Origin of the sequence: Pseudomonas ficuserectae, assembly GCF_024584585.1 — a bacterium.
Classification (GTDB): domain Bacteria; phylum Pseudomonadota; class Gammaproteobacteria; order Pseudomonadales; family Pseudomonadaceae; genus Aquipseudomonas; species Aquipseudomonas amygdali.
The window spans coordinates 636,847-662,712 of sequence record NZ_CP085684.1 but is presented as its reverse complement, the minus strand read 5'-3'; the positions used below and the strand labels follow the sequence as shown (position 1 = coordinate 662,712).

Here is a 25,866-nt window from a genome sequence, read left to right as displayed (position 1 = left end):
AAACGTCATGCCACCGTGGTCCATTCCTTTGAACCCCGACTTCAGGAGAGTGTTCCATGCCGTCAGATCGCTATATTGATTTCGCCAATTCCGACATGGGTCGGCGCTTGGTGAATGCCGTCGGTCTGCCCGCCCCCACCCACCTGGAGCGCTGGCAGGCCGGCCGGCTTCGTCCTTTAGAAGGCACGCTGCTGATCAGTGCCGGGCCGCTGGGTGATCAGGTCCGTCAGTTCGCCAGTCGTCTGACCGACTCGCTTTACAGTTTCGGCAGTGACATGCCTGGCGCCACCACTTGGGTGTCCAACCAGGGGCCTCGCCTGAAAGCGGTGGTGTTCGACGCCAGCCAGATCCTGCGCACCGAGCAGCTCAGGCAGTTGCGGGACTTCTTTCAGCCGCTGCTGCGCAATCTTGACCACTGCGCACATGTGGTCATCCTCGTCAAATCCCCCGAAACACTCGCTGATCCGCTGGCGGCCAGCACTCAACAGGCCATCGTAGGTTTCAGCCGCTCGCTGGCCAAAGAAGTGCGCAATGGCGCAACGGTCAAGCTGCTGCAAGTGGATGACGACGCGCAGGATCAACTGGAGGGCGCCTTGCGCTTCTTCCTGACGCCCAAGGCTGCGTTCATCTCCGGTCAGTTTGTCCACCTGAGCGCCTGTCCGGGCAAAGTGCAGGACTGGACTCGCCCGCTGGCCGGACGCAAGGCTGTGGTGACGGGCGCGGCGCGCGGCATCGGTGCGTCGATTGCCGAGACCCTGACCCGTGATGGCGCGCAGGTCATCCTGCTGGACGTGCCACAGACCAAAAACGAACTGGAAGCACTGGCCTCACGGCTCGGCGGCCAGGCACTGGCGCTGGACATCTGCGCAGCGGATGCTCCAGCCCAGTTGCTTGAACACCTGCCGGACGGCGTCGACATACTGGTGCACAACGCCGGCATCACGCGTGACAAGACGCTGGTCAACATGCCGGAGGACTTCTGGGACTCGGTACTGGCGGTCAACCTCAATGCGCCGCAAGTGCTGACTCAGGTGCTTCTCGACGCCGGTGCGCTGAAGGACAACGCGCGGATTGTGCTAATGGCGTCGATCAGCGGCATTGCCGGTAATCGCGGACAAACCAACTACACCACCAGTAAGGCCGGTCTGATCGGTTTTGCCAAGGCGATGGCTCCCGGGCTCAAGTCGCGCGGCATCAGCATCAATGCCGTCGCGCCAGGTTTCATCGAAACGAAAATGACCGCGCACATGCCGTTCACCCTGCGTGAGGCAGGACGGCGCATGAGTTCGCTCGGTCAGGGCGGTTCGCCACAGGATGTTGCTGAAGCTGTGGCGTGGTTCAGCCAGCCGGGCAGCGGCGCGGTGAGCGGTCAGGTTCTACGTGTATGTGGTCAAAACGTGATCGGGGCATAAGCCCCAGCATCGAATTCAAGGAGATGGATGATGACGGCTCACTGGCGCTACCTCAATTCTCTGCAGCCCCTGTCCAACCTGTTCATCCAGGCAGCGCTCAGGCGCAAGGTCACAGGGTCGCAGTTACCCGATCTGGGATTGCGAAGCTGGATCGCGGTCGATACCGACAAGCTTGATGCCTACCGCAAGGTCTGTGGATTCGAAGAAAGCAGCCTGCTGCCGCCGACGTATCCGCATGTGCTGGCCTTTCCGTTACAAATGCAGCTGATGACCTCTCAGGAATTCCCGTTTCCGTTGCTGGGGCTTATTCACCTTGCCAATCGCATTCGCACTCATCGCCCGCTCGGCGGCGTAAGCCAGCTGTATATCAGCGTTCAGGCCACCGACCTGCGCCCGCACGCCAAGGGCGCCACCTTCACCCTGGTGACTCAGGCCGAGGACGGCATGGGCCTGCTTTGGGAAGAAGAAAGCACCATGCTGTGCACCGCTGTGCATCTGGAAGACGCTCCTGTAGAGCATCCCGAGCTTGCGCCGCTGCCCCTGATCAAGCTGGACAACTGGCGTGCGTCGGCACAAATCGGGCGCGAGTACGCCAAGGTGTCGGGCGACTACAACCCGATTCACCTCAGCGCACCCAGCGCCAAGCTGTTCGGCTTCCCGCGTGCCATCGCCCACGGCATGTGGCTCAAGGCACGTACGCTCGCGGCCCTTGGCGAGCACTTGCCAGCCTCGAATGTCGAGATCAGCGTGCAGTTCCAGAAGCCGGTACGCCTGCCCGCCGACGTCACACTCTCGGCCAGCGCCGCTGGCTCTCATGGTCAGTTCCGTGTCGAAGGCCAGGAGGGCATCGTGCATATGATCGGTAGCTGGCAGCCTGCAACCGAGTGATGCATCCCTGATAAAACCCTCTGACGGGAGCACCGCTCCCTTCAATGGCTGAACAAACCGCAACGCCCACTTGCCTGGCGACCCGTTCCCCCTGAAGCTATGCACCTTCAGGAGAGCACGATGAACATCGACGAATTGACCCAACGCCTGCACCGCATCCGCGACCAGAATGACTGGAAGCAATTTCACAGCCCGAAAAATCTGGCCATGGCTGCCAGCGTGGAAATGGCCGAGCTGGTGGAGATATTCCAGTGGCTGCGTGAAGACCAGTCCCGCGAGCTGCCTGCCGACCAACTGGAACATGCCGGTCAGGAAGTCGGCGATATCGTTCTTTATCTGTTGTTGCTGTGCAGCGAGCTGGGGCTGGACATGGAAACCGTGGTGCGCAACAAGCTGGCAGACAGCGAGCGGAGATTTGCCAAGTGAGTGATCGGCATTTCGACCAGCTGGCGACCCGCTTTGCAGAAAAGATCTACGGCGGTGCCAAGGGAGCCATTCGTCTGGCGGTGCTGCAGGCCGATTTGACCGAGACGCTGCCCGCACGACCGCTTCGCGTGCTGGATATCGGCGCGGGGCTGGGCCACATGTCACTGTGGCTGGCCGAACAAGGACATGAAGTGACCCTGGCCGAGCCCGCCGAACCCATGCTCGAAGGCGCACGTCAGCGCTTTGCCGAGGCCGGACAGACGGCGACCTTCATTCAGGCTCCTTGGCAGGCGCTGCCCGGTTTACTGAGCGACACTTACGATCTGGTGCTGTGCCACGCCGTGCTGGAATGGCTGGCCGAGCCGCACGCCATCCTTCCGGTACTGCGCCGCTTGACCCGCGACGATGGCTGGCTGTCACTGGCTTTTTACAACCGTGATGCGCTGATCTATCGCAACTTGTTGAAAGGTCATTTCCGCAAGATGCGCAAAAATGACATGGCCGGGGAAAAGCAGAGCCTGACGCCACAACAACCGCTCGACCCTCGGGAACTGGCGACGCAACTTGAAGGCCTGTGGCAAGTCGAAACCCGTAGCGGCGTACGGGTGTTTCACGATTACATGCCGGTTGAATTCCAGGCTCGGGCCGAGCTGACCGACCTGCTGGAAATGGAGCTGGCGCATCGGCGTCATCCAGCCTTTGCCGGGCTGGGCCGTTACATGCACTGGATGTGCCGTCCGGTCTGACATCACTGCGGAGACCACCATGAAACACCGTTCTGCCTTGTTTGCCGTGCTTCTGGGGACTGGCCTACTCGGGATTAGCGCGTGCCAGAGCGATAATCCGTATGTGGCCAGTTCTCTGCCCATGCCGCCTGCTCCTGCGCAGGCGGCAAAGACCCTAGACATGAGCGCCTACCCTGCGCCGCCGCGCGACTATGGCAGGTATCGGTCCTGGGGCTGGCTCAACGGCCAGTTGCCGCCCGGTACGGCGTGGGTGGATTCTGCGCAGGTGGTCGAAGCGGTCAGCAATGGTCTGGACCAACGCGGCTTGCGGCCGGCTCGCGGTAATCAAGCTGCGGACCTCTACGTCAGCGCCACGACCCGGCAGGAAACCCGGTTGCGTCAGGTGCGCGAAGATTACGATCCATATTACGGAGGCGGCATGGGCTATGGCCGCTACGATGGCTACCGGCCCGGTTACGGCGGATACGCCAGCGTGCCGGTGGTGCGCACTTATAAGGAAAACGTGATGGTGGTGCAGATCAATCTGATCGACGCACGCACCGGTCAACCGGTATGGAGCGCTAGCGCAGATGCACGCGCCAGCAATAACCTGGCAGACCGCAGCAGCGCATTACGTCAGGCCGTGCAACAGGCGCTGACGGCCTACCCTCCTTCGTAACCCATTCGGAGCACTGCCATGTTTCGCCGTATCGTCCTGCTGTCCTGTGCCTTGCTGCTGGCTGCCTGTCAGAGCAATTCGATCAATCGCGATTTCGATGCCCAGCGTGATTTCGGCGGCTATCGCAACTGGAGCTGGAAAGAGCCTGCCGTTCAGTATCAGCCGGATGATGACCCACGGCTCAAAAGTGACCTGACCGAGCAACGCATTCGCCAATCGATCAGCGAGCAACTGGACCAGCGCGGCCTGCGTATGGCCACTACCGGTGCCCGGTCGGATTTGAAAGTACAGGCCTGGCTGATTGTCGAAAACCGCCAGCAAACGGTCAGCACCAACTATGGCGGCGGCTGGAACCCTTGGGGTGGCTACGGCTACTGGAACGGGCCGATGAACACCGAAACCCGCAGCGTGGACTACAAGGTCGGCACCTTGCAGATTGATATGTTCGACGGTAAGGACGGCAAACTGGTCTGGCGCGGCAGCACCGAGCGCATCCTTAACGACAACGCTGGCAACCCGGCTGAACGGGAGCAGGCCATCCGCACCACGGTGGCAAAAATTCTGGAGCAATATCCGCCGCGCTAACCTCGCCTGACGTGTTGCGCAATGAGCAGCGCGATCGAGGCTCAGGCCTGCAGATCGCCCTGCATTTCATCGAGTAGCTCCTGAATCGCGTCGAGGCGTTCTTCGGGGTCGTCGATTTCCAGAAGCTCCACCTTGTCCTTTTCGGTGAACGGCAGCAGATAGGCAAGCTGGTTGGACAATGAATACTGCCCACCGGCCGACACGCCCATGTTCAAGGACGCCACCATCGGGTGCTCGGCCAGCGCTTCCAGCAGTGCAACGAGGTCGGCGTCTTCTTCCTGCAACGGACGCTCCACGGGCTCTTGCAGCCATTCAACCTCAGCAACCAGCAGTTGATCGCGCTGAACTTCAGCGGCGACCACACGGAAGCGCCGCCCACCGACGACACGGATGCCCAGCAAGCCGTTGTCCTGCTGCTGGAAATCCGTGACCAGTGCTTCGCAGCCAATCGGCGAGTAGCCGCCCGGCACGGTGCCCACCTCACTTCCTTCGGTGATGCACACCACACCAAACCCTTCACCCTGCTTCATGCAGCGGCCGATCATGTCCAGATAGCGCGCTTCAAACAACTGCAGGTCAAGCACGCAACCTGGAAACAGCACAGCGTTCAACGGAAACAATGGCAACGTCATGGAAAAGCCTCCTTTAAATGGCCAGCGACATTGCCAGCGGCAGGAACAGTGCCGTCGCAACGCCCATCAGACTCATTGCCAACGCAGCAAAAGCCCCCGATTCCTCTCCCTCCTGCAATGCCACGGAAGTCCCCACCGCATGAGCGGTAAGACCCAGTGCCATGCCGCGAGCCGCAGGGTTATCAACCCCGGCCAGCGACAGCAGACCGGGGCCGAAAATGGCACCGAATACGCCAGTAATCAACACAAAAACCGCCGCCAGGGCTGCGACGCCGCCGATCTGCTCGGCAACCAGCATGGCGATGGGCGAGGTGACCGACTTGGGTGCCATGGTCATCAGAATCATATGGTCGGCACCGAACAGCACCCCGAACCCGACACACAACCCGGTGGCAAAAACCCCGCCGACTACCAGCGTAGTCAAGACAGGCCAGAACAGCTGTCGGATTCGGCGCATATTCAGGTAAAGCGGCACCGCCAGCGCCACGGTCGCAGGCCCCAGCAGCGTGCTGAGAATTTCAGTGCTCTTGCGGTACTCGGTGTATTCAAGATCGCAGAACGGCACAACACTGATTACCACCACCATCGAGACCAGCACCGGCTGCAGAAACAGCCAACGGGTTCGCTCGTACACAGCCATCGCCAGTTGATAGGCACCCAGGGTGATCGCGATGCCAAAAAGCGGATGGTGAATCACCGATAGCCATGCACCGTGCCAGTCCATATTCATGACCCCTCCTGGCGTCGGGCCTGGCGCCTGATGAGTGCCTGCATCAGCCAGCCGACAAAGGTCACGGAAATCATCAACGACAGGGTCAGCGTACCGAAGATCGCCCAGAAGTCCTTGGCGATGGCCGACGCATACACCATCACGCCAACGGCAGGCGGTACCAGCAGCAGCGGCAGATAACGCAGCAGACTGCTGGCGGCCATGCTGATCGGCTCGCTCACTTCACCGCGCAGCACCAGATAGGCCATCAACAGCACAAGACCGATGATCGGCCCCGGCAATATCGATAGAAACAGATGGTTCAGCGCGGTTCCCAGCAATTGGAACAGCACCAGCCATGTCAAACCCCGTAACAACATGAGGACCCCGGCAAATAAACGAATCCAGCGAATTATCGGCGTCATTATAAACACGCCGCGTCGCAGGTCATGAGCGGGTATTCGTATTGAGGCAGTTGCTTGACCAACAGGCAACACTCTGCTGATCTTGTGATTCGCCCGCAGACGTTAGCTGATGCGGGCGGTGGCAACTCGACACAAAACCACATCAGACAAGGAGAGCGGCATGCCTTCTGTACCCGTCACAGAGCTCAAGCATTACATTGGCAAGGAAGCAGAATGTTCAGACTGGCTGACCATCGACCAGGAGCGCATCAACCTGTTCGCCGAAGCCACAGGGGATTTTCAGTTCATTCATGTCGACCCGGTCAAAGCGGCGCAGACCCCGTTCGGCGCGACTATTGCGCATGGTTTCCTGTCGTTGTCGCTGATTCCCAAGCTGATGGAGGGCATCATGGTGCTGCCCGAAGGCTTGAAGATGGCGGTCAACTACGGAATGGACAGCGTGCGCTTCGTTCAGCCTGTGCCGGTCAACTCTCGCGTGCGTCTCAAGGTCCAGTTGACTGAAGTGACCGAGAAAAAACCCGGCCAATGGCTGCTCAAGGCAATCGCCACGCTGGAGATCGAAGGTCAGGAAAAACCCGCTTTTGTGGCCGAACCTTTAACCCTGTGTTTCGTGTAACACGTTTAAAATATGAAACAGTCGTAACAGACTGTTTCATACCGCTTACTCGCTGCGGCATACTCCCCTGCGGTCGTGCCCCATAACATCTGCTCAAGCAGAGCCGGGCCCGCCCCTGAATCATTTTTCCGGGATCTCACATACGCGCGCTCGCTCCATTGGCTTTGACACTCTTGATCGCAGGCTGCGGTGATGGCGAATCAATTTTGCCACCCGACGGCCGTCTCTCCGACGGCGGGCGCTATCGCGGCGATCTGGTCAACGGCGTATTGCAGGGCCAGGGCCGTATCGACTACCCCAACGGCAGCTGGTACGCAGGCCAGTTCGAAAACGGCCTGCGCCAAGGCCAGGGTGAATGGCACGCCAGCAACGGCGACGTCTACAAGGGTGGTTTCGAGCAAGGCCTGTTCAACGGTCAGGGCCGATTAACGACCCGCAATGGCGCGAGTTATGTCGGTAACTTCAAGCTCGGGCTGCGCGACGGCGAAGGCACTCAGAAAGACAAGGGCGTGCTTTATCGCGGTCAGTTCAAGGCAGGCCTGTACGACGGCCCCGGACGTCTGGAGCTTGAAGATGGCAGCCAGCACCAGGGCATGTTCGCCAATGGCAAGGCCAACGGCGAAGGTTCGCGCAGTGACGCCAGCGGCAATCAATACAGCGGTAATTTTGTCGACGGTCAATTGCAGGGCACCGGCAGCTTCACCAGCGCTGATGGCGATCAATACGTCGGCAACTTTCGCAACAGCCAGCTCGACGGCAAAGGTCGCTATGAAAATAGCGACGGCGACGTCTGGAGCGGTGACTTCAAGGAAGGCGCGCTGACCGGCAAAGGCGAATTGATCGGTGCTGACGGCAGCCGTTATCAAGGCGACTTCGACAACTGGCGCTTCATGGGGCAAGGCCAGCTGCAACTGGCCGACGGCAGCCGCTATGTCGGCCAGTTCGCCGATGACACCTATCAGGGCGATGGCGTGCTGATCTCCCCGGACGGCAAGGAGCAGCGCGGTATCTGGGCCAATGGCCAACGGGTGCGCGACGCCAAAGGCAAACTGCTGCCCGACGCCAAAGGCAAACTGCTGCCCGACGCACTTGAAGCAGGGCTGCTGGTACAAGGCACCCTGCTGGAAAAAGCGCTGGCCGCAGTCCCTGCGTCAACGCCCGCCACCGAGCTTTACACTCTGGTCGTGGGCGGCGACGGCAAGCAGAGCGTGTTCATGCGCGAGGCAGACTATGTCAGCAACCTGCTGAAGTCGCGCTTTGGAGCCGTCGGGCAGGTCAGTCTGGTCAATCATCGCGACCACATGGATGACCGGCCAATGGCAACCCGCGAGACCATCTCCCGCGCAGTCCAGACACTCGCGCAACGTACCGGCCCGGAAGACCTGATCTTCATTTACCTGACCAGCCACGGCACCCAGGACCATGAACTGGTGCTGGACCAGCCGCGCCTGTCGCTGGCCGACCTGCCCGCCGATGCCCTCGCCGCGGCCCTTGCGCCGCTGAAGAATCGTGACAAGATCGTGGTGATTTCAGCCTGTTATTCCGGTGGTTTCATTCCAGACCTGAAAGATGAACGCACGTTGATCATGACCGCCTCACGCGCCGACCGGGTGTCGTTCGGCTGCTCGGAAGAGGCTGATTTCACTTACTTTGGCGATGCACTATTCGCCAGGGCATTGGTCGAAACCGATGACCTGCAACACGCTTTCAACGAAGCAAAAGCCTATGTTGCCCAACGAGAGAGCGAAGACAATTTCGATGCCTCCGAACCGCAGATATGGGCACCAAAAGGAGTTCTGGCGCGCTGGCAGCAGTTGCGCAAAAGCCAGGCCGAACGCGCTTTGAATACGGCGTTGAACCGCACGGAAGCGAAGACCTCGACTAGCCACTAGGCTATCAGTGTATGAAGGGAGAACGGTTATGTATCTGACGCCGCAATACATCCTGCTTGCAGGGGCCACCGGCCTGACGGGCGAACACTTGCTTGACCGCCTGCTCAACGAACCGACAGTCAGCCGCGTGCTGGCACCAACGCGCAGGCCCTTGGCAGAACACCCGCACCTTGAAAACCCGGTCGGCGAGCTGACCACTCTGCTGCCAACACTGGCTGGCCGTGTGGATATCGCGTTCTGCTGCCTGGGCACCACGATCAAGCAAGCGGGCTCACAGGATGGGTTCAAGGCGGTTGATCTGGACCTGGTCACTGCGTTCGCCAAACGAGCGCGAGAGTTGGGCGCGCGCCACTTGCTGGTCATCAGTGCGATTGGTGCAGACCCCAAGTCCAGCACCTTCTACAACCGTATCAAAGGCGAGATGGAACAGGCATTGCGCGCGCAGGACTGGCCGCAACTGACCATCGCCCGCCCTTCATTGCTGGTAGGCAGTCGCACCGAAACCCGCTGGGTCGAGCAACTGGCAGCCCCCATCGCCAAACTGATCCCCGGTAAGTATGGCGCTATCGAAGCCTGCCAGCTGGCCCGCGCCATGTGGCGCTTGGCGCTGGAAGAGCAGAATGGCGAGCGTATCGTCGAGTCGGATGAACTGCGCAAGCTGGGCAAGTAGATGACGGTCGCTGCGGCCGGACGATGATCGTTTTCCAGCCCATCGCATGATCGTTCCCATGCTCCGCGTGGGAATGCAATTCGTGACGCTCTGCGTCACCCGAGGGAGCATTACCTGATAGCGCAGGTGTTGCACCGGTAACCCTAAAGCCCGCCCGTAGCCTGAACCCCTAGTCCCGCTGCCGTCAGCAATGACAGCGGCAGCAACAAGGTGTCGAGCAGCGCGCTGCCCGGCAGGTCCAGGCCCGGATAGCTCGGTGCTTCGGCACCGAAACGGTCAGCCGCACAGCAACCACCCTGCAGCGCATACATATTCAACCGCGTGCCTGCATACACCACCGGCGCGCCGGGTTTGGCCGCATCGAGCGTGCGCGCGGTGGCGCAGCCGGTCAGTGCCAGCGCAAGTGATATCAATATCAGCTTATTCATCGCCGCCAATGTGGTGCTCGCCCCAACGCGGCAGCATGTCCTGAGGAATATTCAGCAGATTGAGAATCCGCGCGACGACAAAGTCCACCAGGTCGTCGATGGTCTGCGGCTGATGATAAAAGCCCGGAGATGCGGGCAGGATCACCGCCCCCATATTCGACAGCTTGAGCATGTTCTCCAGATGAATACTGGAAAACGGAGCCTCGCGGGGCACCAGAATCAACTGGCGACGCTCCTTGAGCGTGACGTCGGCAGCGCGTTCGATCAAATTGTTGCAGGCCCCGGTAGCAATTGCCGACAGCGAACCTGTGGAGCATGGCACCACCACCATTGCGCTGGGCGAACCAGAACCTGACGCCACTGGCGACATCCAGTCGTCACGACCATAAACGCGAATCTGCCCGGCAGACGCGCCAGTGTATTCCGTCAGAAACGCCTGCATCATCATCGGTTTGGGTGGCAGGCGTACGTCGGTCTCGGTGGCCATTACCAACTGCGCGGCCTTGGAAATCAGGAAGTGCACCTCCCGGTCCTCACGCACCAGACAATCCAGCAAGCGCAGGCCATATTGCGCGCCAGAAGCGCCGGTCATCGCAACCGTAACGCGCTCCGGGCCGCTCATTTCAGCGCCTCGGCCAGTTTGCCGTGCAGGCCGCCAAAGCCGCCGTTGCTCATGATGACGATATGCGTGCCGGGCTGCGCCTGGCTATGGACTCGCGCGATGATTGCTTCAAGCGAATCACATACCGTCGAGGGTACGCTGCCTCCTGCGACCGTAGCCGCCAGGTCCCAGCCAAGATTGGGCGGGGCATACCAGACCACCTGATCTGCCTGACTCACGCTTTCCGGCAGACCATCGCGGTGCGCGCCAAGCTTCATGGAATTGGAACGCGGTTCGATGACGGCAATGATCGGCGCATCACCGATTTTCTTGCGCAGGCCATCCAGCGTGGTGGCAATGGCCGTCGGGTGGTGAGCGAAGTCATCATAAATAGTGATGCCGCGCACTTCGGCGACCTTTTCCATGCGCCGCTTGACGCTCTTGAAGGCGCTGAGTGCCTGCACGCCCAGCGAAGGCACAACGCCCACGTGGCGAGCAGCCGCCAGCGTTGCCAAGGCATTGGCCACGTTGTGCTGACCGGTCATGTCCCACTCGACGCAACCTTGAAGCTGGCCCTCGAACAACACTTCAAAACGCGAACCGTCTTCACTCAACAGTCGAGCCTGCCACTGACCGCCTTCGCCAGTGGTTTGCACCGGCGTCCAGCATCCCATTTCGATGACCCGCGACAACGCAGGCTCGGTGGTCGGATGGATCACCAGGCCTTCACTCGGAATGGTACGCACCAGATGGTGAAACTGGCGTTCGATGGCGGGCAGATCCGGGAAGATGTCGGCATGATCGAACTCAAGGTTATTGAGGATCGCAGTGCGCGGGCGGTAATGAACGAACTTGGAGCGCTTGTCGAAAAACGCGCTGTCGTATTCATCGGCCTCGACCACGAAGAACGGAGTGTCACCCAGACGCGCCGACACGGCGAAGTTCTGCGGGATGCCACCGATCAGGAAGCCGGGGCTCATGCCGGCATGTTCCAGCACCCAGGCCAGCATGCTGCTGGTGGTGGTCTTGCCGTGCGTACCGGCCACCGCCAATACCCAGCGGTCTTGCAGCACATGGTCGGCCAGCCATTGCGGGCCGGACACATACGGCAAACCTTTATTCAGGACGTATTCAACCGCCGGGTTGCCACGCGACAGCGCATTGCCGATCACAACCAGATCAGGTGCGGGGTCCAGTTGCGCAGAATCGTAACCCTGGGTCAGCTCGATGCCCTGGGCTTGCAGTTGGGTGCTCATCGGCGGATAGACGTTGGCGTCGGAGCCGGTGACCCGGTGCCCCGACTCTTTGGCGAGCACCGCCAGAGAACCCATGAACGTGCCGCAGATACCAAGGATATGAATATGCATGACCAACCTCTCAGAACATCTGCGCAGGTTAACGTAGGGACGGTGAAATGGCACCCTGAGTTTGTCCGCTGCATTGCCTGCACAGGCCATTTCAATGACCGGCAGATAAGCCTAAAGTCCTAACCACGGCCGGATGCAATTGGCCTATTCTTGAACGCTTATTGCCATATGCCCGAAAGCAGAATCGACACAGACTCCCTCACAACAAGAACCAGGAGACATATCATGCGTTACGCTCATCCCGGTACCGAAGGCGCTATCGTCAATTTCAAGGAACGCTACGGTAACTATATCGGCGGCGAGTTCGTCGCACCGGTCAAAGGCCAGTACTTCACCAACACCTCGCCCGTCACCGGCAAGGCCATCGCCGAATTCCCGCGCTCCACCGCCGAAGACATCGAAAAGGCCCTCGACGCTGCGCACGCAGCCGCTGCAGCCTGGGGCTCGACCTCGGTGCAGGCGCGCTCGCTGGTGCTGCTGAAGATTGCCGATCGTATTGAAGCCAATCTCGAAGTCCTGGCCATCACCGAAACCTGGGACAACGGCAAGGCGATCCGCGAAACCCTCAACGCTGATATTCCGCTGGCCGCCGATCACTTCCGCTACTTCGCTGGCGTGCTGCGCGCGCAGGAAGGCAGCGCTGCGGAAATCGACGGCAATACCGTGGTCTATCACATTCATGAGCCGCTGGGCGTGGTCGGGCAGATCATCCCGTGGAACTTCCCGCTCCTGATGGCAGCCTGGAAACTCGCCCCTGCGCTGGCTGCTGGTAACTGCATCGTGCTCAAGCCAGCCGAACAGACCCCGCTGGGGATCAGCGTACTGATTGAACTGATTGGTGACCTGCTGCCTCCTGGCGTGCTGAACATCGTGCAGGGTTATGGTCGCGAGGCAGGCGAAGCGCTGGCCAGCAGCAAGCGCATCGCCAAAATTGCCTTCACCGGTTCGACCCCTGTCGGCTCGCACATCATGAAGCTGGCGGCAGACAACATCATCCCGTCCACCGTCGAGCTGGGCGGCAAGTCGCCGAACATCTTCTTCGAAGACATCATGAGCGCCGAGCCTGAGTTCATCGACAAGGCTGCAGAAGGCCTGATGCTGGCGTTCTTCAATCAGGGCGAAGTCTGCACTTGCCCGTCCCGCGCGCTGGTGCAGGAGTCGATCTATCCACAGTTCATGGAAGCGGTAATGCGCAAGGTCGAGAAGATCAAGCGCGGTGACCCTCTGGACACTGACACCATGGTCGGCGCTCAGGCATCTGAGCAACAATTCGACAAGATTCTTTCGTATCTGGACATCGCCAAGGGCGAAGGCGCCGAGCTGCTGACCGGCGGCAAGGTCGAGAAGCTTGAGGGCAGCCTGTCCACTGGCTACTACATCCAGCCGACGCTGCTCAAAGGCAACAACAAAATGCGTGTGTTCCAAGAAGAAATCTTCGGCCCGGTGGTCAGCGTCACCACCTTCAAGGACGAAGCAGAAGCTGTGGCCATCGCCAACGACACCGAGTTCGGTCTGGGCGCAGGCTTGTGGACCCGCGACATCAACCGCGCCTACCGTGTGGGCCGGGCGATCAAGGCCGGGCGAGTCTGGACCAACTGCTACCACCTGTACCCGGCCCACGCCGCGTTCGGTGGCTACAAAAAGTCCGGCGTCGGCCGCGAAACCCACAAAATCGCGCTTGAGCACTATCAACAAACCAAAAACCTGCTGGTGAGCTACGACACCAACCCGCTGGGTTTTTTCTAGGCCAGTTGATTGTCCGACTATCGTTACCACGCTCCAGCGTGGTAACGCCGTTCTGGACGCTCTGCGTCCAATCCTGAATGCGCGGGGTCAGCACGAGCTTTTGACGCAGAGCGTCACGAACTGCATGCCGACGCGGAGCATCGGCACGATAGTCGTCTCAAAATGCTCATCGTTCCCATGCTCCGCGTGGGAATGCCTTTCTGGACGCTCTGCGTCCGATCTCAAATGCGCGGGGTCAGCACGAGCTTGTGACGCAGGGCGTCACGAACTGCATGCCGACGCGGAGCATCGGCACGATAGTCGTCTCAAAATGCTCATCGTTCCCATGCTCCGCGTGGGAATGCCTTTCTGGACGCTCTGCGTCCAATCCTGAATGCGCGCTGGCAACACGAGCTTGTGACGCAGGGCGTCACGAACTGCATGCCGACGCGGAGCATCGGCACGATAGTCGTCTCAAAATGTTCATCGTTCCCATGCTCCGCGTGGGAATGCCTTTCTGGACGCTCTGCGTCCGATCTCAAATGCGCGGTGTCAGCACAATAGTCATCTCAAAAAGCATCGCGCACCAACCCTGTGCATGGCGCCTTGGCATACTGCCTTGGCGTGATGCATCTTTGCTCTGAATCCTCTGTTCATGGTTGCAAACTCGCACTCCCGGCCGGGATGGAGTATTAATTGCTTGCATCGCTTCCCACAGTCGTTTGAACCGGGACGTCACCGGCTCACCCGAAAGACTACGTCCGACGCAAGCAGCGCGGCGTCATGGAGAATCTGTATGGCGAGCTTTTCCCATTCTGTCGGTGCGCAGACGTACCGCTTCGACAGCCTCAAAGAAGTCATGGCAAAGGCCAGCCCCGCGCGCTCCGGTGATTATCTGGCCGAGGTTGCGGCGCAAAGCGACGGCGAGCGCGTTGCAGCGCAGATGACGCTGGCGAATATTCCGCTCAAGCACTTTCTTGAAGAGGCCCTGATCCCTTACGAACAGGACGAAGTCACCCGGCTGATCATTGATACCCACGACAAACTGGCGTTTGCCCCGGTCAGCCATCTGACGGTCGGCGGCTTTCGTGACTGGCTGCTCAGCGAGCAGGCCGATGAAACCAGCCTGCGCGCATTGGCTCCCGGCCTGACACCGGAAATGGCCGCTGCCGTGTCGAAAATCATGCGCGTGCAGGACTTGGTTCTGGTGGCACAGAAGATCCGGGTGGTGACGCGCTTTCGCAACACTATGGGCCTGCGCGGGCGGCTGTCGACACGCCTGCAACCCAATCATCCCACCGACGACCCGTCCGGCATTGCCGCCAGCGTGCTCGACGGCCTGCTGTACGGCAATGGCGATGCCATGATCGGTATCAACCCGGCAACCGACAGCACCTCGTCCATCGTCGCCTTGCTGGAAATGCTCGACGCCATCGTCCAGCGCTATGAAATCCCGACCCAATCCTGCGTGCTGACCCACGTCACCACGTCCATCGAAGTGATAAACCGTGGCGTACCGGTGGACCTGGTGTTCCAGTCGATCACCGGCACCGAGGCCGCCAACGCAAGCTTCGGCATCAGCCTCAAGCTGTTACAGGAAGGCTACGAAGCGGGCCTGAGCCTGAACCGCGGCACCCTCGGAAAAAACCTGATGTATTTCGAGACCGGGCAAGGCAGCGCGCTGTCGGCCAACGCACATCACGGCGTCGACCAGCAGACCTGCGAAACCCGAGCCTATGCCGTCGCCCGGCATTTCAATCCGTTTCTGGTCAACACCGTGGTCGGTTTCATCGGCCCCGAGTACCTCTACAACGGCAAGCAGATCATCCGTGCCGGTCTGGAGGATCACTTCTGCGGCAAGCTGCTGGGTGTGCCGATGGGATGTGACATCTGCTACACCAACCACGCAGAAGCCGATCAGGACGACATGGATACCCTGCTGACGCTGCTGGGAGTTGCCGGGATCAACTTCATCATGGGCATCCCCGGCTCGGACGACATCATGCTCAATTATCAAACCACCTCGTTCCACGACGCGCTGTATGCCCGGCAAAGCCTGGGCCTGCGTCCCGCACCGGAATACGAGGCCTGGCTGGAGAAAATGGGCATCTTTACCCAGACCGACGGCCGCGTCCGCTTCGGTGACAGCCTGCCGCCTGCGTTCCGCCAGGCACTGGCGCACCTCGCATGAGTGATCAGCCGATGAACGAAATACAAGACAACGCCGCACCAGCCAATCCCTGGCTGGAGCTACGCCGCCTGACCTCCGCACGCATCGCGCTGGGGCGAACCGGCACCAGCCTGCCCACCTCCGCGCAGCTCGACTTTCAAGCGGCGCATGCCCAGGCGCGCGATGCCGTGCATCTGGCCTTCGATCATGCCGCGATCAGCGCGCAACTGACCGAGAAAGGTCGTGAAACCATTTTGCTGCACAGCGCTGCTGCCGACCGCGACAGCTACCTGCAACGCCCGGACCTGGGCCGACGCCTGAATGAGGAGTCTGCGCAGGCACTGCGCGAGTACGCGGCGGCTCATCCGGGCGGCCTCGATCTGGCGGTAGTGGTCGCCGACGGTCTGTCAGCACTGGCCGTGCATCGACATGCCGTGCCTTTTCTCATTCGCCTTGAAGAGCAGGCAAACGCCGAAGGCTGGTCCCTGTCGCCAGTGATAATGGTCGAGCAGGGCCGCGTCGCCGTGGCTGACGAGGTGGGTGAACTGCTCGGCGCGAAAATGGTGGTTATCCTTATCGGCGAGCGCCCGGGCCTAAGCTCACCGGACAGTCTGGGGCTGTATTTCACCTACGCGCCGAAGGTCGGGCTGAATGATGCGCACCGCAACTGTATTTCCAACGTGCGCCTGGAGGGCTTGAGCTACGGCATGGCAGTCCATCGGCTGCTGTACCTGATGCGCGAGGCCTGCAGGCGGCAGATCTCGGGGGTCAATCTTAAAGACGAAGCGCAACTGCAGACCCTTGATTCAGACGGCCCGGCCGAGCATTCAGACAAGCCGATCGGCAATTTCCTGCTCGACGGCCCGGCCGCACCACATTAGATTGTGCTTTCTAAAGTCGCTGGGCAGGATCGCGTAATCATCCCGGCGCACTGCATCAGCCCATAGGGAAGTTGAGGCCAACCATGCGGATCATCAAAGCGACTCTCGAACACCTGGACCTGCTCTGCCCATTGTTCATCAAATACCGCGAGTTCTACGGCGAGTCACCGTTCCCGGACTCCTCACGGGACTTTCTCGAAAAACGTCTGCGTCGTGACGAGTCAGTGATCTATCTGGCGCTGGCCAAGGATGACGAGAGCAGACTGCTGGGCTTCTGCCAGCTGTATCCCAGCTACTCATCGCTGTCGCTCAAGCGGGTATGGATTCTCAACGACATCTATGTTGCTGAGGACGCGCGCCGCCAACTGGTCGCCGATCACTTGATGAAACAGGCGAAGAAGATGGCCAAGGAAACACATGCGGTGCGACTGCGCGTGTCGACCAGCAGCAATAACGAGGTGGCGCAAAAAGTCTATGAGTCCATCGGTTTCAAGGAAGACACGCAGTTCAAAAACTACGTGCTGCCCATCAACCAGGACTGATCACCCGCTCGCCAGCACGCGGCAGCAAAGCCGCGTCAGCGCAACATACAGCTCCAGTCGTCACACATCAAAAACCCAGCGTTTATTCCCAAACCCCTTCTGCGCATTCTGCTTCTATAATGCCGCGCATACTGAACAGTCGTTTCTTCCGCATGCGACCCCGTACAGGGTTATCGCCTCAGGTGCCTTAATGGATTTCAACCCGCTTGACCTTATTATGCATCTCGACGTCTACCTTGACCTGTTGGTGACCAACTACGGTACGTGGGTCTACGCGATTCTGTTTCTGGTAATTTTCTGCGAAACCGGGCTGGTGATCATGCCCTTCCTGCCAGGCGACTCGCTGCTGTTCATCGCCGGAGCCGTGGCTGCCGGCGGCGGCATGGACCCGGTCCTGCTGGCCGGGCTGCTGATGCTGGCGGCGATTCTGGGCGACAGTACCAACTACGTCATTGGCCGCACTGCGGGCGAAAAACTGTTCAGCAACCCCAAATCGCGCATCTTCCGCCGCGACTACCTGCTGCGCACCCAGGACTTCTATGAGCGCCACGGCGGCAAAACCGTAACACTCGCGCGTTTCCTGCCGATCATCCGCACGTTTGCTCCATTCGTGGCCGGTGTGGGCAAAATGTCCTATCCGCGCTTCGTGGGTTTCAGCGTATTGGGCTCAGTGCTGTGGGTCGGCAGCCTGGTGACACTGGGCTTCTTCTTCGGCAACGTGCCGTTCATCAAGCACAACCTGACCTTGCTGGTGCTGGCAATCATCCTGCTGTCGCTGGTGCCGATGATCATTGGTGTGGTTCGCAGCCGTAGCGCGCCTCCGGCAGACGCACGCTGAATCATGTGGTCGTTCAGCAACTGGCGCAGGCAGCGCACGCTCGCCAGACACCCGGTTGCTGACGAGCTGTGGCAGAAGGTGCGTGGACGTCTGCCGATCCTCGATGGGCTGAGCAGCGGGCAGCATGCGCAATTACGTGACGCCTGCGTACTGTTTCTGAATGACAAACACCTCAGTGCACTGCCGGGCGTTGATCTGGATGACGAGCAGCGATTGTTTCTCGCCGCCCAGGCGCAACTGCCTCTGCTGAATCTGGGCGAACTGAACTGGTATCAGGGCTTTCACGAGATCGTGCTGTACCCCGACGACTTCGTCAGCCCGCAGCGCCATCGCGATGCAAGTGGCGTGGAGCACGAGTGGGACGGCGAACACAGCGGCGAAGCCTGGCTGCAGGGCCCGGTGATTCTGGCCTGGCCGGGCGTGTTGAGCAGCGGCCACTGGGATGGCTACAACCTGGTGATCCATGAACTGGCGCACAAGCTCGACATGCTCAACGGCGACGCCAATGGGCTGCCGCCGCTGCACAGCGACATGCAGGTGACCGAATGGGCTCGCGTCATGCAAAGCGCGTTCGATGATCTCAACCGGCAACTGGACCACAACCCCGACGCCGAGCCCGCCATCGATCCTTATGCCGCAGAAGACCCTGCCGAGTTTTTCGCCGTGACCAGCGAATACTTCTTCAGCGCACCCGACCTGCTGCACGACAGTTACCCGGCAGTCTACGAACAACTGAAGGCGTTTTACCGGCAAGACACTCTCGCCAGACTGAACCTGCTGCGTCAGCAGGACCCGGCTTACCGGGACAACTGACAGCCGCCAAGGCCATGCGTGGCAACCAAAACAGAATATGCCTATAATCCGGACCACTTTTTGGCGGTTCGCGCCAAAATCTGTCTGGTCAACTATGGGGGCAATGCCCAATGAGCTACAGCAAGATTCCGGCAGGCAAAGACCTTCCGAACGACATCTACGTCGCGATCGAAATCCCGGCCAACCATGCGCCGATCAAGTACGAAATCGACAAAGAAACCGATTGCCTGTTCGTTGACCGTTTCATGGCCACCCCGATGTTCTACCCGGCCAACTACGGTTTCATCCCTAACACGCTGGCTGACGACGGCGACCCGCTGGACGTGCTGGTGGTGACGCCTTACCCGGTGTCCCCAGGTTCGGTCATCCGTGCCCGCCCGGTCGGCATTCTGCACATGACTGACGACGGCGGTGGCGATGCCAAGGTTATCGCAGTGCCACACGACAAGCTGTCCCAGCTGTATGTCGACGTCAAAGAGTACACCGACCTGCCAGCCCTGCTGCTTGAACAGATCAAGCACTTCTTCGAGAACTACAAGGATCTCGAAAAAGGCAAATGGGTAAAAATCGAAGGTTGGGGCAATGCTGACGCTGCCCGCGCCGAGATCACCAAATCGGTTGCAGCGTTCAAAGGCTGATCACTGATCTGGCGTTTCAGGGCACGCCACACACGTGCCCTGAAACACGCTTGACCCCTTCCCTGCCGCTGCTCCCCGCCAATACCGTTCCTTGAAACACACCTATCCATTTTTTTGTAGCGCACACGTTTAAAAATGCGTTCGACTTTTAGGCGCTCGATAAACAGTTCGTTAATTCCCGTATAGCAAGGGTAAACGCCCGATACGTCGTTTAGCCAAAAAAGCGCTATTACGGAATCTGCCTACACGATATTCATTCCATCCGTAGTCCGAATAGCCGCCACCCCCTTGGGATAACGTCGATCTCAACACCTCGTTCATTTAAACGCCCAAGTGACGTCCGTAGACTTCGCCCTATGAATACATCAGGCGATCGACTCCGCATCCTCCTTCGGGAGTGCCATCTCACAGCGACTGACTTTGCGGCCAACCGCAAAATCACGCCGCAACACGTCAATAACTGGTTCAAGCGTGGCGTGCCCATGGCGCGGATCGATGAGGTGGCTGAACTGTTAACCGTAAACGCACGCTGGCTGCGCACGGGCGACGGGCCCAAACATCCCAATGAATCGGCCAATGAAAACACCGGTGACGACACCCGAATGGTCATCCAGCAGACCAGAAACGTCCTGCGCGGCGATGTGGAAATTCAGATCTACACGGAGGTTGAATCCACTCATGGCGTCGGCAAAACCGTCCTTTCCGAAGCCCCTGGGCAAAAAATCCGCCTGCCCGTGCAAGTTCTGCAAACCATGGGCATCGACCCAAAAAACTGCATGTGTGTCGCCATGGTCGGCAACAGCATGGCCGACAAGATCCAGGACGGCTCGATTCTCGGCGTCGACCGCGAACTGACCCAGGTCATCGACGGCGAAATCTACGCCCTCGAGCACGGCGGCATCCTGCGCGTGCGCTACCTCTACCGCATGCCCAATGGCGGTCTGCGCCTGCGCAGCCATAACGACGCCGAATACCCGGACGAACTGTTCAGTGCCGAAGACATCGACCGGGAGAAAATACGGATTCTGGGCTGGATATTCTGGTGGTCGACACTCAACAGTCGGCGCAATGCGATGCTGCTGTTGTGAGGCGTTTGGGGTTGAAAGGCATTCGGGCTGGGCATTGGCGGAGAATTTCAGTATTCTGTGCGCCATCCAGAGCACCTGACGCAGTCATGCGATGCGGTGTTTGAATGGGGCATGTGATCCGTTTGCCCTGTTGCCTATTCGCGCTTCTTCAAGAGGCGCATCTGTTGAAGGCGATTGCGGTCTATCAAAAATAGATCGGAACCGCCTACGAGAACCCGGCCACAAGCCGGCTTTTTAATGCCTACTGCTTTCTTCCCGCGGCTGGGCAGTGGATATCATCTACTTGAGAAGCTTCCCGCCAAATCAGCCGTTGACAGTACTTTGCTGGTTGTCCCGGTCGAAACCCACTTTAGGATAATCCCAAGTCAGGTTTATTCAGGTAACCGGACTATTAGAGGGTTTGCCAAGTGAAAACCATCCATAACGCCCGCTACCAAGCGTTGCTTGATCTTCTGCTGGAAGCGCGCAGCGCAGCCGGTATGACGCAAAAAGAATTGGCCATCAGGCTAGGGCGGCCACAGTGATTTGTCTCAAAGACGGAGAACGCCAAGCGCAGGCTCGATGTCATTGAGTTCATGGATGTCTGTCGGGGGATCGGGACTGACCCGTATGCGCTGCTCAGCAAGCTGGACTCTATGGCTCGCCTGTAATCGACAATCGCGAAGCTTTGCTGGATGCGCGCTTGCATGAAAAATGACTCATAACGATTCAATGCAGTGCGTTTTGGTCAGCTATAGGACTCTCACGGACACACATCTACGTCCCGTCCTCTCCACAGCTCCCAGACCTCTTCCCAACCGTCTTCATGACTCGGACCCGAGACAATAACCAGCTGACTGCACGCACCGTTGCCTAGCTGCTTGATGTAATGCTTTGCCAGTTCAGTCGGGATCATTTCGTCACGCGTTCCCGACAAGTGACGCTGAGGTATCAATGCCAGGCGCTGAATGTAATCGAGTGGATCCAACGAGCCATTGAGAGGCGAAAGTCCTTTTAGTTCTGTCCACTGGTTCGGGGCGAGATTGCCAGCGATGGTCTGAATCAGGGTGATGTCGTTTCGTTGTCCCGCCAGTAGCAACGCGAGGGTTGCGCCGCCTGAATAACCAATCAGCTCGAACTCGTTATTACCGTAACGTTGTTTCATATGGTCCAGCGCGCTGCTGAGGCTGGTGACCACTGCCTGGGAGAAACGGCGATTGGTCCAAAGGGCAGCGCTACAGGCCGGGGCTGTGATGAATTGACAAGGTCGTGCCAGATAGGCGCTGGGCGTCGGGTCGTTGACTGCCATCTGCGGCACGAACAGCTTACGTGGGCTCGGCTCGATACTGGGTTGAGTGGCGGTGGCCCAGGCATGGCCGTCGCCTTCCAGATAGACTCGTAGGCGAGTTGTTCTGAAGGTCTCTGGCGGCAATAGCGCCGCCAGTGGAAAGGGCTGTGCCGGCAGAATCTGCATCTGTCGGCCATGCTGGTTGGCCAATTGCTGTAGATCAGCGCGCGGAGACTGACAACCGGCGATGGCTCCGCTCAACAGCAGCGCCATCACGACTGCAAGGGTACCGCCCAAGCGTTTTCGACCGGGGCGGTAACTCCACATCAAAAGTCGTAACGCACTTTTGCAGAGAACACATCGGCATCGAAGCCTGATTTACCGATGTAGTCATAATTTACGCCCAGTGTGACGGCACCCAGTTTGTAATCGGCACCCACACCCGCTTCGTAACTGTCACGCACAGCCTTGGCACCGCTGGTTACAAACGGTGTACTGCCGAGCAAAAAGGTGGACGTGCTCTGCGCTTCGTCGGCGGCAAAGTCGTGGTAGGCCATCAGTTTGGCTTGTGGCTCCAGCGTTCCGGCGCCCAAGAGGAAGCTGCCAGCCACGCGCATGCCTGCGCCCAGCTCAATGGTTTCATAACGCTGGTCTTCAACCTTTAACGCAGCCGACGAGCCTTTCTCACGATAGCCGTCGATGTTCACTTGGCTGTAACGCGCCGCCAGGCGTGGTTCGACCAATACTTGCGGGTTGACGTGATAGGTGTAGCCACCCACCAGATTCAGGCCCAGCAGGTCACTGTCGTAATCTGCCTTAGCACGCGTACCTGCAATGCTGCGTTTGCCCTGGTTGTCGTTGAGCCCGTAAGTCAGGCTTGTATCGACAAAGTAATTGCCTTGTTCGAAGCCGCTGTACAGCGTGAATGCATGGCTATCGACTTCGGTCTTGTTGCCACTTTTGCCATTCACGTCGGTATTGATGAAGCTGTACGCCAACCCCAGCGTCAGGTTGTCGTTGAGCTTGCCGTCAGCGCCCACCGCGACTCCGCTGCTGTACGCGTTATAGCCAGCAATTCCGTCACGCTGGCCTTGAGTGGCGTCGCTGTAGAGCGACTGGACCCAAACCCCGGCATTCTTGAAACCTTCGCCAGAAGACGCGCCGCGTATCGAGCTGGTGCGGCTGCCCGTTACGTTGCTGATCAGACCCTGGCTGGTAGTAGCGGCGCTTCTGGCCCCGCCGTTGACCTCCGGCGACAGCTGCGAGGCCAGCTTGGCAAGCTGCCCGCCGTCAGCGTTCAGCAAAAGCTGTTTGAACGCATCGCTGTCGTTCAGCTTGCTGATGATGCTGTCGCCGGTCAGGTTGACCAGTGTGGTCTGTTCATTAACTGACCCGCCGTTGTTGGCAACTACCTGAGCGACCTCTTCCTTGCCCTTGGCGGTGACCACAGCCACAACGTCTTTGCCGTCAACGGTATAGCTGTCGATTTTAAGCAGCGCCGAGGTACTGACTACATCCAGTTTGCCAGCAGGATCGACCGCGCGCCCATCCTTGGTCAGCAGTTCGATCTTGCCTGATTCGATGAGCGTGTAAGCAGTGCCGTTGGCATTGAAGTCGTCACCCTTGGCCGCGAGCTTTACTTGCGCTCCCGGTTCGAACTGAGTAGTGCCGGTAACTTTCAGCACCGCGGTTTTAGTATCAGTGGCCTTACTCAGATTCAGGCCGAGCGCCGAATTGCCGTCGACATACAGATCGCCGCCAATGCTGCTGTGTGCGGACTCGAAAGTCATGGTAGTAGGACTGTCGGAGGTGCCACCAACATAAACCGATCCGCCGCTTTTGAGGCGAATGTTGTAGCCATCTTTACGGCTGTCAGTACCTGTGAAGGAAGTATCCCCCTCCAGCTCGATATTGCTCACGTCGATCAGGTTACCGACAACGACGCTGCCCTTTCTCAGGATCAGCTCGATAGGACGATTGCTTCCAGAAGCGTCGATGGCCCTGTCAGCGGAAATGATCGAACCTTCGTTATAGATATTGAAGTCGCCCCGTTCGATGTACCAAGGCTGAGCGCCGATCATAGAGAATTTAGTAGTGCCCATCACGATAGCAGCGCTCTCGCCGCGGATCGTCCCGGTGTTGGTTATGTCCGCACTATTGCCTATCATAGTGGCCCCGTCGATTCGAAGACCTTGAGACCCCGCGCCGCTAGCGGAGAGGCTGCCATGGTTTTCGAAGAATTTCAGGCTCGTGGCGACGTCCAGGGCCGTCGCGCCTTGACCGGAAACTTCAACCAGACCATGGTTGATGACGTTGCCGTTGATCTTACCGCCCTCCAGGCTGATGCCTTTGGCACCTTCACCACTAGCAAAGGTGCCGGAGCCACTGATGTTCCCGTTGAGGATAAGGTTCTTTTCAACGGTCGAACCACTTAGCTGAATCGCATCTTTAACCGCACTCCCCGAATAGGCACCGTTGATCTCAAGATTGCCGGTATGGGTCTGACGCTCGCTTTTGTAGCCAGCGTTGGTCAGTTGGACTGTTTCAGCAAAAGCCGGAACGGCAGTTGCAGCCACAGCCATGGCGAGAAGGGTCTTGCGAAACATCACAGAGTTCAAGATTCATTCCTTATGTTGGGGGCGCTGCCATGCTTGTCGAGAACCTGCCGCAGCGAAAAGTGGCCATTGGCCACACAGAAGAGCGCGGCGAGAATAAAGTAACCGACTTGAAATAACATCAACTATTATCGGCACAATCACACTTCGCTAAAGTCGTGCAAGTGCTCAGGGTCGGGATGGCTAGACCCGATAGGACTCTGCATGCGCTACCTTCCTGAGCGTGCGCCAGTACGAGCGAACGCGCTTGGCAAAGGTCGGCGAACTGCTGAACAATACGATGGTCGCAAAGGACACCCACCAGCCGGGGCGCAGGCAGGTCAGCAGGTACTGATTGAGCCAGATGCGCGCGATTCTCAGCCTGTAGCGCTTCGGATCAATACCCCGCAATTGCTCTATCGCAGAAGCTTTGTAGAGTGTGCTCAATACGCGGCGGCTGGTTAGAAAGCGTTCCGGGAAGTCTACGCCAGCCTCGGAGTGATTCAGGACTCTGAAGTTGCGCCTCAAGACGTTGTCCCATAACTTCAGATTGCTCAGCCCTACCTCGCAGGGACGTCCAAGCCGGGCGTCAATGCCCTTCCTGCGCATGACACCCAGCATCAGCGCCTGCTCGGTCACCAGGCGCGCAGACGTGTAGCCAATGAAGTTGCCAAACGGGTTGCGAGACGGCTTGTCATTGAAAAGCGCGCTCCTTTCAAACAGTGGTTGCTCCCACATGGCGAGCATCGCATCGCGTGTGCCGAACTGAACAATGTCCGATATGTGGAACAACATCGGTAACCGTTCAGGGTCACGAATGTAGAGCGTCGTGGTGGTAATTGGCGTCTCGAACAGCTTTGTTTCGCCAGGCTCGGCATCATCTGACTGGCCTATGACGGCCAGTGCAGGGCTGGTCAGGTTGTGGTCGGCGCGCATCTTCATGACATACGGTCTTGAGGCGGCCTGAATACCGCACAACGTCGATCGCAGCATGCGATTGATGTTGATCTGATTACCGGCATCGTCGACGAAGGCACCCGGATCATCCGACATGATGAGCTGATCCGCTTCAACCGCAGAAGTATCTTCATGACACCAGGTAGAGACGATAACTTCGGCATGTGGCAGGTGTGTCCTGACCGATGCGATACAGGCGAAGATATTCCGCTGGGGGCTCAGGTTGCGATAAAGAGGTCCCTGGATAACCACGCTGATTTTTCTGGAATCAACGGCCACAAGATGAGGCATGTTCTTA

At 59.1% G+C, this 25,866-nt stretch carries 26 protein-coding genes and 1 pseudogene; 18 read left to right on the top strand and 9 right to left on the bottom strand.

The annotated features are described in order from the left end of the window. Positions 1-56 precede the first annotated feature (56 nt). The 6 genes from LJU29_RS02910 to LJU29_RS02885 all read left to right on the top strand — a co-directional run bounded on the left by LJU29_RS02910 (position 57) and on the right by LJU29_RS02885 (position 4,715). On the top strand, positions 57-1,412 hold the full coding sequence (locus tag LJU29_RS02910) for a 3-oxoacyl-ACP reductase (RefSeq protein ID WP_257111619.1): 1,356 nt from the start codon (positions 57-59) through the stop codon (positions 1,410-1,412). A gap of 30 nt (positions 1,413-1,442) precedes the next feature. Then, complete coding sequence (locus LJU29_RS02905; RefSeq protein ID WP_057423673.1) at positions 1,443-2,300, top strand: MaoC family dehydratase; 858 nt, start codon at positions 1,443-1,445, stop codon at positions 2,298-2,300. 120 nt (positions 2,301-2,420) lie between these two features. After that, positions 2,421-2,726, top strand: a complete 306-nt coding sequence (locus LJU29_RS02900; protein ID WP_004659381.1) for a MazG-like family protein — start codon at positions 2,421-2,423, stop codon at positions 2,724-2,726. Then, on the top strand, positions 2,723-3,472 hold the full coding sequence (locus LJU29_RS02895) for a methyltransferase domain-containing protein (RefSeq protein ID WP_057453504.1): 750 nt from the start codon (positions 2,723-2,725) through the stop codon (positions 3,470-3,472). The genes LJU29_RS02900 and LJU29_RS02895 overlap by 4 nt, the downstream gene beginning before the upstream one ends. Positions 3,473-3,491: 19 nt before the next feature. Next, a complete protein-coding gene (locus LJU29_RS02890) occupies positions 3,492-4,130 on the top strand; it encodes a DUF4136 domain-containing protein (protein ID WP_004659385.1) in 639 nt (212 codons plus the stop codon). An 18-nt stretch (positions 4,131-4,148) separates the two neighbouring features. Further along, a complete protein-coding gene (locus LJU29_RS02885) occupies positions 4,149-4,715 on the top strand; it encodes a DUF4136 domain-containing protein (RefSeq protein ID WP_005752841.1) in 567 nt (188 codons plus the stop codon). A gap of 41 nt (positions 4,716-4,756) precedes the next feature. Here the strand turns inward: LJU29_RS02885 and LJU29_RS02880 are convergent, their stop codons facing one another. Genes LJU29_RS02880 through LJU29_RS02870 form a run of 3 tightly spaced genes read right to left on the bottom strand, consistent with a single transcriptional unit; the run spans position 4,757 to position 6,436 of the window. After that, positions 4,757-5,347: an LON peptidase substrate-binding domain-containing protein gene (locus tag LJU29_RS02880; protein ID WP_004666370.1), complete on the bottom strand. Its 591-nt coding sequence runs from the start codon at positions 5,345-5,347 to the stop codon at positions 4,757-4,759. 13 nt (positions 5,348-5,360) lie between these two features. Beyond that, the gene (locus LJU29_RS02875; RefSeq protein ID WP_257111618.1) at positions 5,361-6,077 is read right to left on the bottom strand and encodes an LrgB family protein; all 717 of its coding nucleotides are present in this window, start codon (positions 6,075-6,077) and stop codon (positions 5,361-5,363) included. Beyond that, positions 6,074-6,436, bottom strand: a complete 363-nt coding sequence (locus LJU29_RS02870) for a CidA/LrgA family protein (RefSeq protein ID WP_004659394.1) — start codon at positions 6,434-6,436, stop codon at positions 6,074-6,076. Before LJU29_RS02870 ends, LJU29_RS02875 begins: the two co-directional genes overlap by 4 nt. 205 nt (positions 6,437-6,641) lie before the next feature. Between LJU29_RS02870 and LJU29_RS02865 the strand changes: the two genes are divergently transcribed. From LJU29_RS02865 to LJU29_RS02855, 3 genes are all read left to right on the top strand, one after another. Further along, entirely contained in the window at positions 6,642-7,097 is a 456-nt protein-coding gene (locus tag LJU29_RS02865) for a MaoC family dehydratase (protein ID WP_005752838.1), read from the top strand. Between the two features lie 140 nt (positions 7,098-7,237). Beyond that, positions 7,238-8,989, top strand: coding sequence for a C13 family peptidase (locus LJU29_RS02860; RefSeq protein ID WP_005752836.1), 1,752 nt, complete (start codon positions 7,238-7,240; stop codon positions 8,987-8,989). A gap of 28 nt (positions 8,990-9,017) precedes the next feature. Further along, positions 9,018-9,659 (top strand): oxidoreductase, encoded by a 642-nt coding sequence (locus tag LJU29_RS02855; RefSeq protein ID WP_257111617.1) that lies wholly within the window; start codon positions 9,018-9,020, stop codon positions 9,657-9,659. Positions 9,660-9,802: 143 nt separating this feature from the next. Here LJU29_RS02855 and LJU29_RS02850 read toward each other — a convergent pair whose 3' ends face one another. From LJU29_RS02850 to mpl, 3 genes are read right to left on the bottom strand one after another with little or no spacing between them, the layout of a single operon-like run. Continuing rightward, entirely contained in the window at positions 9,803-10,087 is a 285-nt protein-coding gene (locus LJU29_RS02850; RefSeq protein WP_002555551.1) for a YceK/YidQ family lipoprotein, read from the bottom strand. Then, positions 10,080-10,709, bottom strand: a complete 630-nt coding sequence (gene ubiX, locus LJU29_RS02845; RefSeq protein ID WP_002555552.1) for a flavin prenyltransferase UbiX — start codon at positions 10,707-10,709, stop codon at positions 10,080-10,082. The genes LJU29_RS02850 and ubiX overlap by 8 nt, the downstream gene beginning before the upstream one ends. Further along, the gene (gene mpl, locus LJU29_RS02840) at positions 10,706-12,055 is read right to left on the bottom strand and encodes a UDP-N-acetylmuramate:L-alanyl-gamma-D-glutamyl-meso-diaminopimelate ligase (protein WP_004666376.1); all 1,350 of its coding nucleotides are present in this window, start codon (positions 12,053-12,055) and stop codon (positions 10,706-10,708) included. The genes ubiX and mpl overlap by 4 nt, the downstream gene beginning before the upstream one ends. A 225-nt stretch (positions 12,056-12,280) precedes the next feature. On the opposite strand from mpl, the gene exaC reads away from it, so the two are divergent. The 9 genes and pseudogenes from exaC (at position 12,281) to LJU29_RS02795 (ending at position 21,400) form a co-directional block, all read left to right on the top strand. Then, positions 12,281-13,801 (top strand): acetaldehyde dehydrogenase ExaC, encoded by a 1,521-nt coding sequence (gene exaC / locus LJU29_RS02835; protein ID WP_257111616.1) that lies wholly within the window; start codon positions 12,281-12,283, stop codon positions 13,799-13,801. Between the two features lie 775 nt (positions 13,802-14,576). Continuing rightward, positions 14,577-15,971, top strand: coding sequence for an ethanolamine ammonia-lyase subunit EutB (locus tag LJU29_RS02830; RefSeq protein WP_002551875.1), 1,395 nt, complete (start codon positions 14,577-14,579; stop codon positions 15,969-15,971). Beyond that, positions 15,968-16,831, top strand: a complete 864-nt coding sequence (gene eutC, locus LJU29_RS02825) for an ethanolamine ammonia-lyase subunit EutC (protein ID WP_044295530.1) — start codon at positions 15,968-15,970, stop codon at positions 16,829-16,831. The genes LJU29_RS02830 and eutC overlap by 4 nt, the downstream gene beginning before the upstream one ends. Before the next feature lie 83 nt (positions 16,832-16,914). After that, entirely contained in the window at positions 16,915-17,373 is a 459-nt protein-coding gene (locus LJU29_RS02820) for a GNAT family N-acetyltransferase (protein ID WP_002551873.1), read from the top strand. Positions 17,374-17,563: 190 nt separating this feature from the next. After that, positions 17,564-18,211, top strand: a complete 648-nt coding sequence (locus LJU29_RS02815; RefSeq protein ID WP_054995937.1) for a DedA family protein — start codon at positions 17,564-17,566, stop codon at positions 18,209-18,211. Between the two features lie 3 nt (positions 18,212-18,214). Next, positions 18,215-19,024: a M90 family metallopeptidase gene (locus LJU29_RS02810; protein WP_005752823.1), complete on the top strand. Its 810-nt coding sequence runs from the start codon at positions 18,215-18,217 to the stop codon at positions 19,022-19,024. 110 nt (positions 19,025-19,134) lie between these two features. After that, positions 19,135-19,662, top strand: coding sequence for an inorganic diphosphatase (gene ppa, locus LJU29_RS02805; RefSeq protein ID WP_002551870.1), 528 nt, complete (start codon positions 19,135-19,137; stop codon positions 19,660-19,662). Between the two features lie 356 nt (positions 19,663-20,018). Next, positions 20,019-20,750, top strand: a complete 732-nt coding sequence (locus tag LJU29_RS02800) for a LexA family transcriptional regulator (RefSeq protein WP_057402869.1) — start codon at positions 20,019-20,021, stop codon at positions 20,748-20,750. A 407-nt stretch (positions 20,751-21,157) separates the two neighbouring features. Further along, a pseudogene (locus LJU29_RS02795) lies at positions 21,158-21,400 on the top strand (helix-turn-helix domain-containing protein). 92 nt (positions 21,401-21,492) lie between these two features. Here LJU29_RS02795 and LJU29_RS02790 read toward each other — a convergent pair. From LJU29_RS02790 to LJU29_RS02780, 3 genes are all read right to left on the bottom strand, one after another. Next, entirely contained in the window at positions 21,493-22,344 is an 852-nt protein-coding gene (locus LJU29_RS02790) for an alpha/beta fold hydrolase (RefSeq protein WP_057453571.1), read from the bottom strand. Continuing rightward, positions 22,344-24,623: an autotransporter family protein gene (locus LJU29_RS02785; RefSeq protein WP_054077153.1), complete on the bottom strand. Its 2,280-nt coding sequence runs from the start codon at positions 24,621-24,623 to the stop codon at positions 22,344-22,346. The genes LJU29_RS02790 and LJU29_RS02785 overlap by 1 nt, the downstream gene beginning before the upstream one ends. Positions 24,624-24,815: 192 nt before the next feature. Beyond that, positions 24,816-25,859, bottom strand: coding sequence for a WavE lipopolysaccharide synthesis family protein (locus LJU29_RS02780; protein WP_005752818.1), 1,044 nt, complete (start codon positions 25,857-25,859; stop codon positions 24,816-24,818). Positions 25,860-25,866: the final 7 nt, after the last annotated feature.

Coding starts and splice junctions, on each gene's coding strand:
- LJU29_RS02785 (WP_054077153.1), bottom strand. CDS start 24,623: ATGTTTCGCAAGACCCTTCTCGCCATGGCTGTGGCTGCAACTGCCGTT.
- ubiX (WP_002555552.1), bottom strand. CDS start 10,709: ATGAGCGGCCCGGAGCGCGTTACGGTTGCGATGACCGGCGCTTCTGGC.
- LJU29_RS02800 (WP_057402869.1), top strand. CDS start 20,019: ATGAATACATCAGGCGATCGACTCCGCATCCTCCTTCGGGAGTGCCAT.
- LJU29_RS02885 (WP_005752841.1), top strand. CDS start 4,149: ATGTTTCGCCGTATCGTCCTGCTGTCCTGTGCCTTGCTGCTGGCTGCC.
- ppa (WP_002551870.1), top strand. CDS start 19,135: ATGAGCTACAGCAAGATTCCGGCAGGCAAAGACCTTCCGAACGACATC.
- LJU29_RS02865 (WP_005752838.1), top strand. CDS start 6,642: ATGCCTTCTGTACCCGTCACAGAGCTCAAGCATTACATTGGCAAGGAA.
- LJU29_RS02850 (WP_002555551.1), bottom strand. CDS start 10,087: ATGAATAAGCTGATATTGATATCACTTGCGCTGGCACTGACCGGCTGC.
- LJU29_RS02910 (WP_257111619.1), top strand. CDS start 57: ATGCCGTCAGATCGCTATATTGATTTCGCCAATTCCGACATGGGTCGG.
- eutC (WP_044295530.1), top strand. CDS start 15,968: ATGAGTGATCAGCCGATGAACGAAATACAAGACAACGCCGCACCAGCC.
- LJU29_RS02820 (WP_002551873.1), top strand. CDS start 16,915: ATGCGGATCATCAAAGCGACTCTCGAACACCTGGACCTGCTCTGCCCA.
- LJU29_RS02875 (WP_257111618.1), bottom strand. CDS start 6,077: ATGAATATGGACTGGCACGGTGCATGGCTATCGGTGATTCACCATCCG.
- LJU29_RS02830 (WP_002551875.1), top strand. CDS start 14,577: ATGGCGAGCTTTTCCCATTCTGTCGGTGCGCAGACGTACCGCTTCGAC.
- LJU29_RS02900 (WP_004659381.1), top strand. CDS start 2,421: ATGAACATCGACGAATTGACCCAACGCCTGCACCGCATCCGCGACCAG.
- LJU29_RS02780 (WP_005752818.1), bottom strand. CDS start 25,859: ATGCCTCATCTTGTGGCCGTTGATTCCAGAAAAATCAGCGTGGTTATC.
- LJU29_RS02790 (WP_057453571.1), bottom strand. CDS start 22,344: ATGTGGAGTTACCGCCCCGGTCGAAAACGCTTGGGCGGTACCCTTGCA.
- LJU29_RS02890 (WP_004659385.1), top strand. CDS start 3,492: ATGAAACACCGTTCTGCCTTGTTTGCCGTGCTTCTGGGGACTGGCCTA.
- LJU29_RS02855 (WP_257111617.1), top strand. CDS start 9,018: ATGTATCTGACGCCGCAATACATCCTGCTTGCAGGGGCCACCGGCCTG.
- LJU29_RS02905 (WP_057423673.1), top strand. CDS start 1,443: ATGACGGCTCACTGGCGCTACCTCAATTCTCTGCAGCCCCTGTCCAAC.
- LJU29_RS02880 (WP_004666370.1), bottom strand. CDS start 5,347: ATGACGTTGCCATTGTTTCCGTTGAACGCTGTGCTGTTTCCAGGTTGC.
- LJU29_RS02870 (WP_004659394.1), bottom strand. CDS start 6,436: ATGTTGTTACGGGGTTTGACATGGCTGGTGCTGTTCCAATTGCTGGGA.
- LJU29_RS02815 (WP_054995937.1), top strand. CDS start 17,564: ATGGATTTCAACCCGCTTGACCTTATTATGCATCTCGACGTCTACCTT.
- LJU29_RS02810 (WP_005752823.1), top strand. CDS start 18,215: ATGTGGTCGTTCAGCAACTGGCGCAGGCAGCGCACGCTCGCCAGACAC.
- exaC (WP_257111616.1), top strand. CDS start 12,281: ATGCGTTACGCTCATCCCGGTACCGAAGGCGCTATCGTCAATTTCAAG.
- mpl (WP_004666376.1), bottom strand. CDS start 12,055: ATGCATATTCATATCCTTGGTATCTGCGGCACGTTCATGGGTTCTCTG.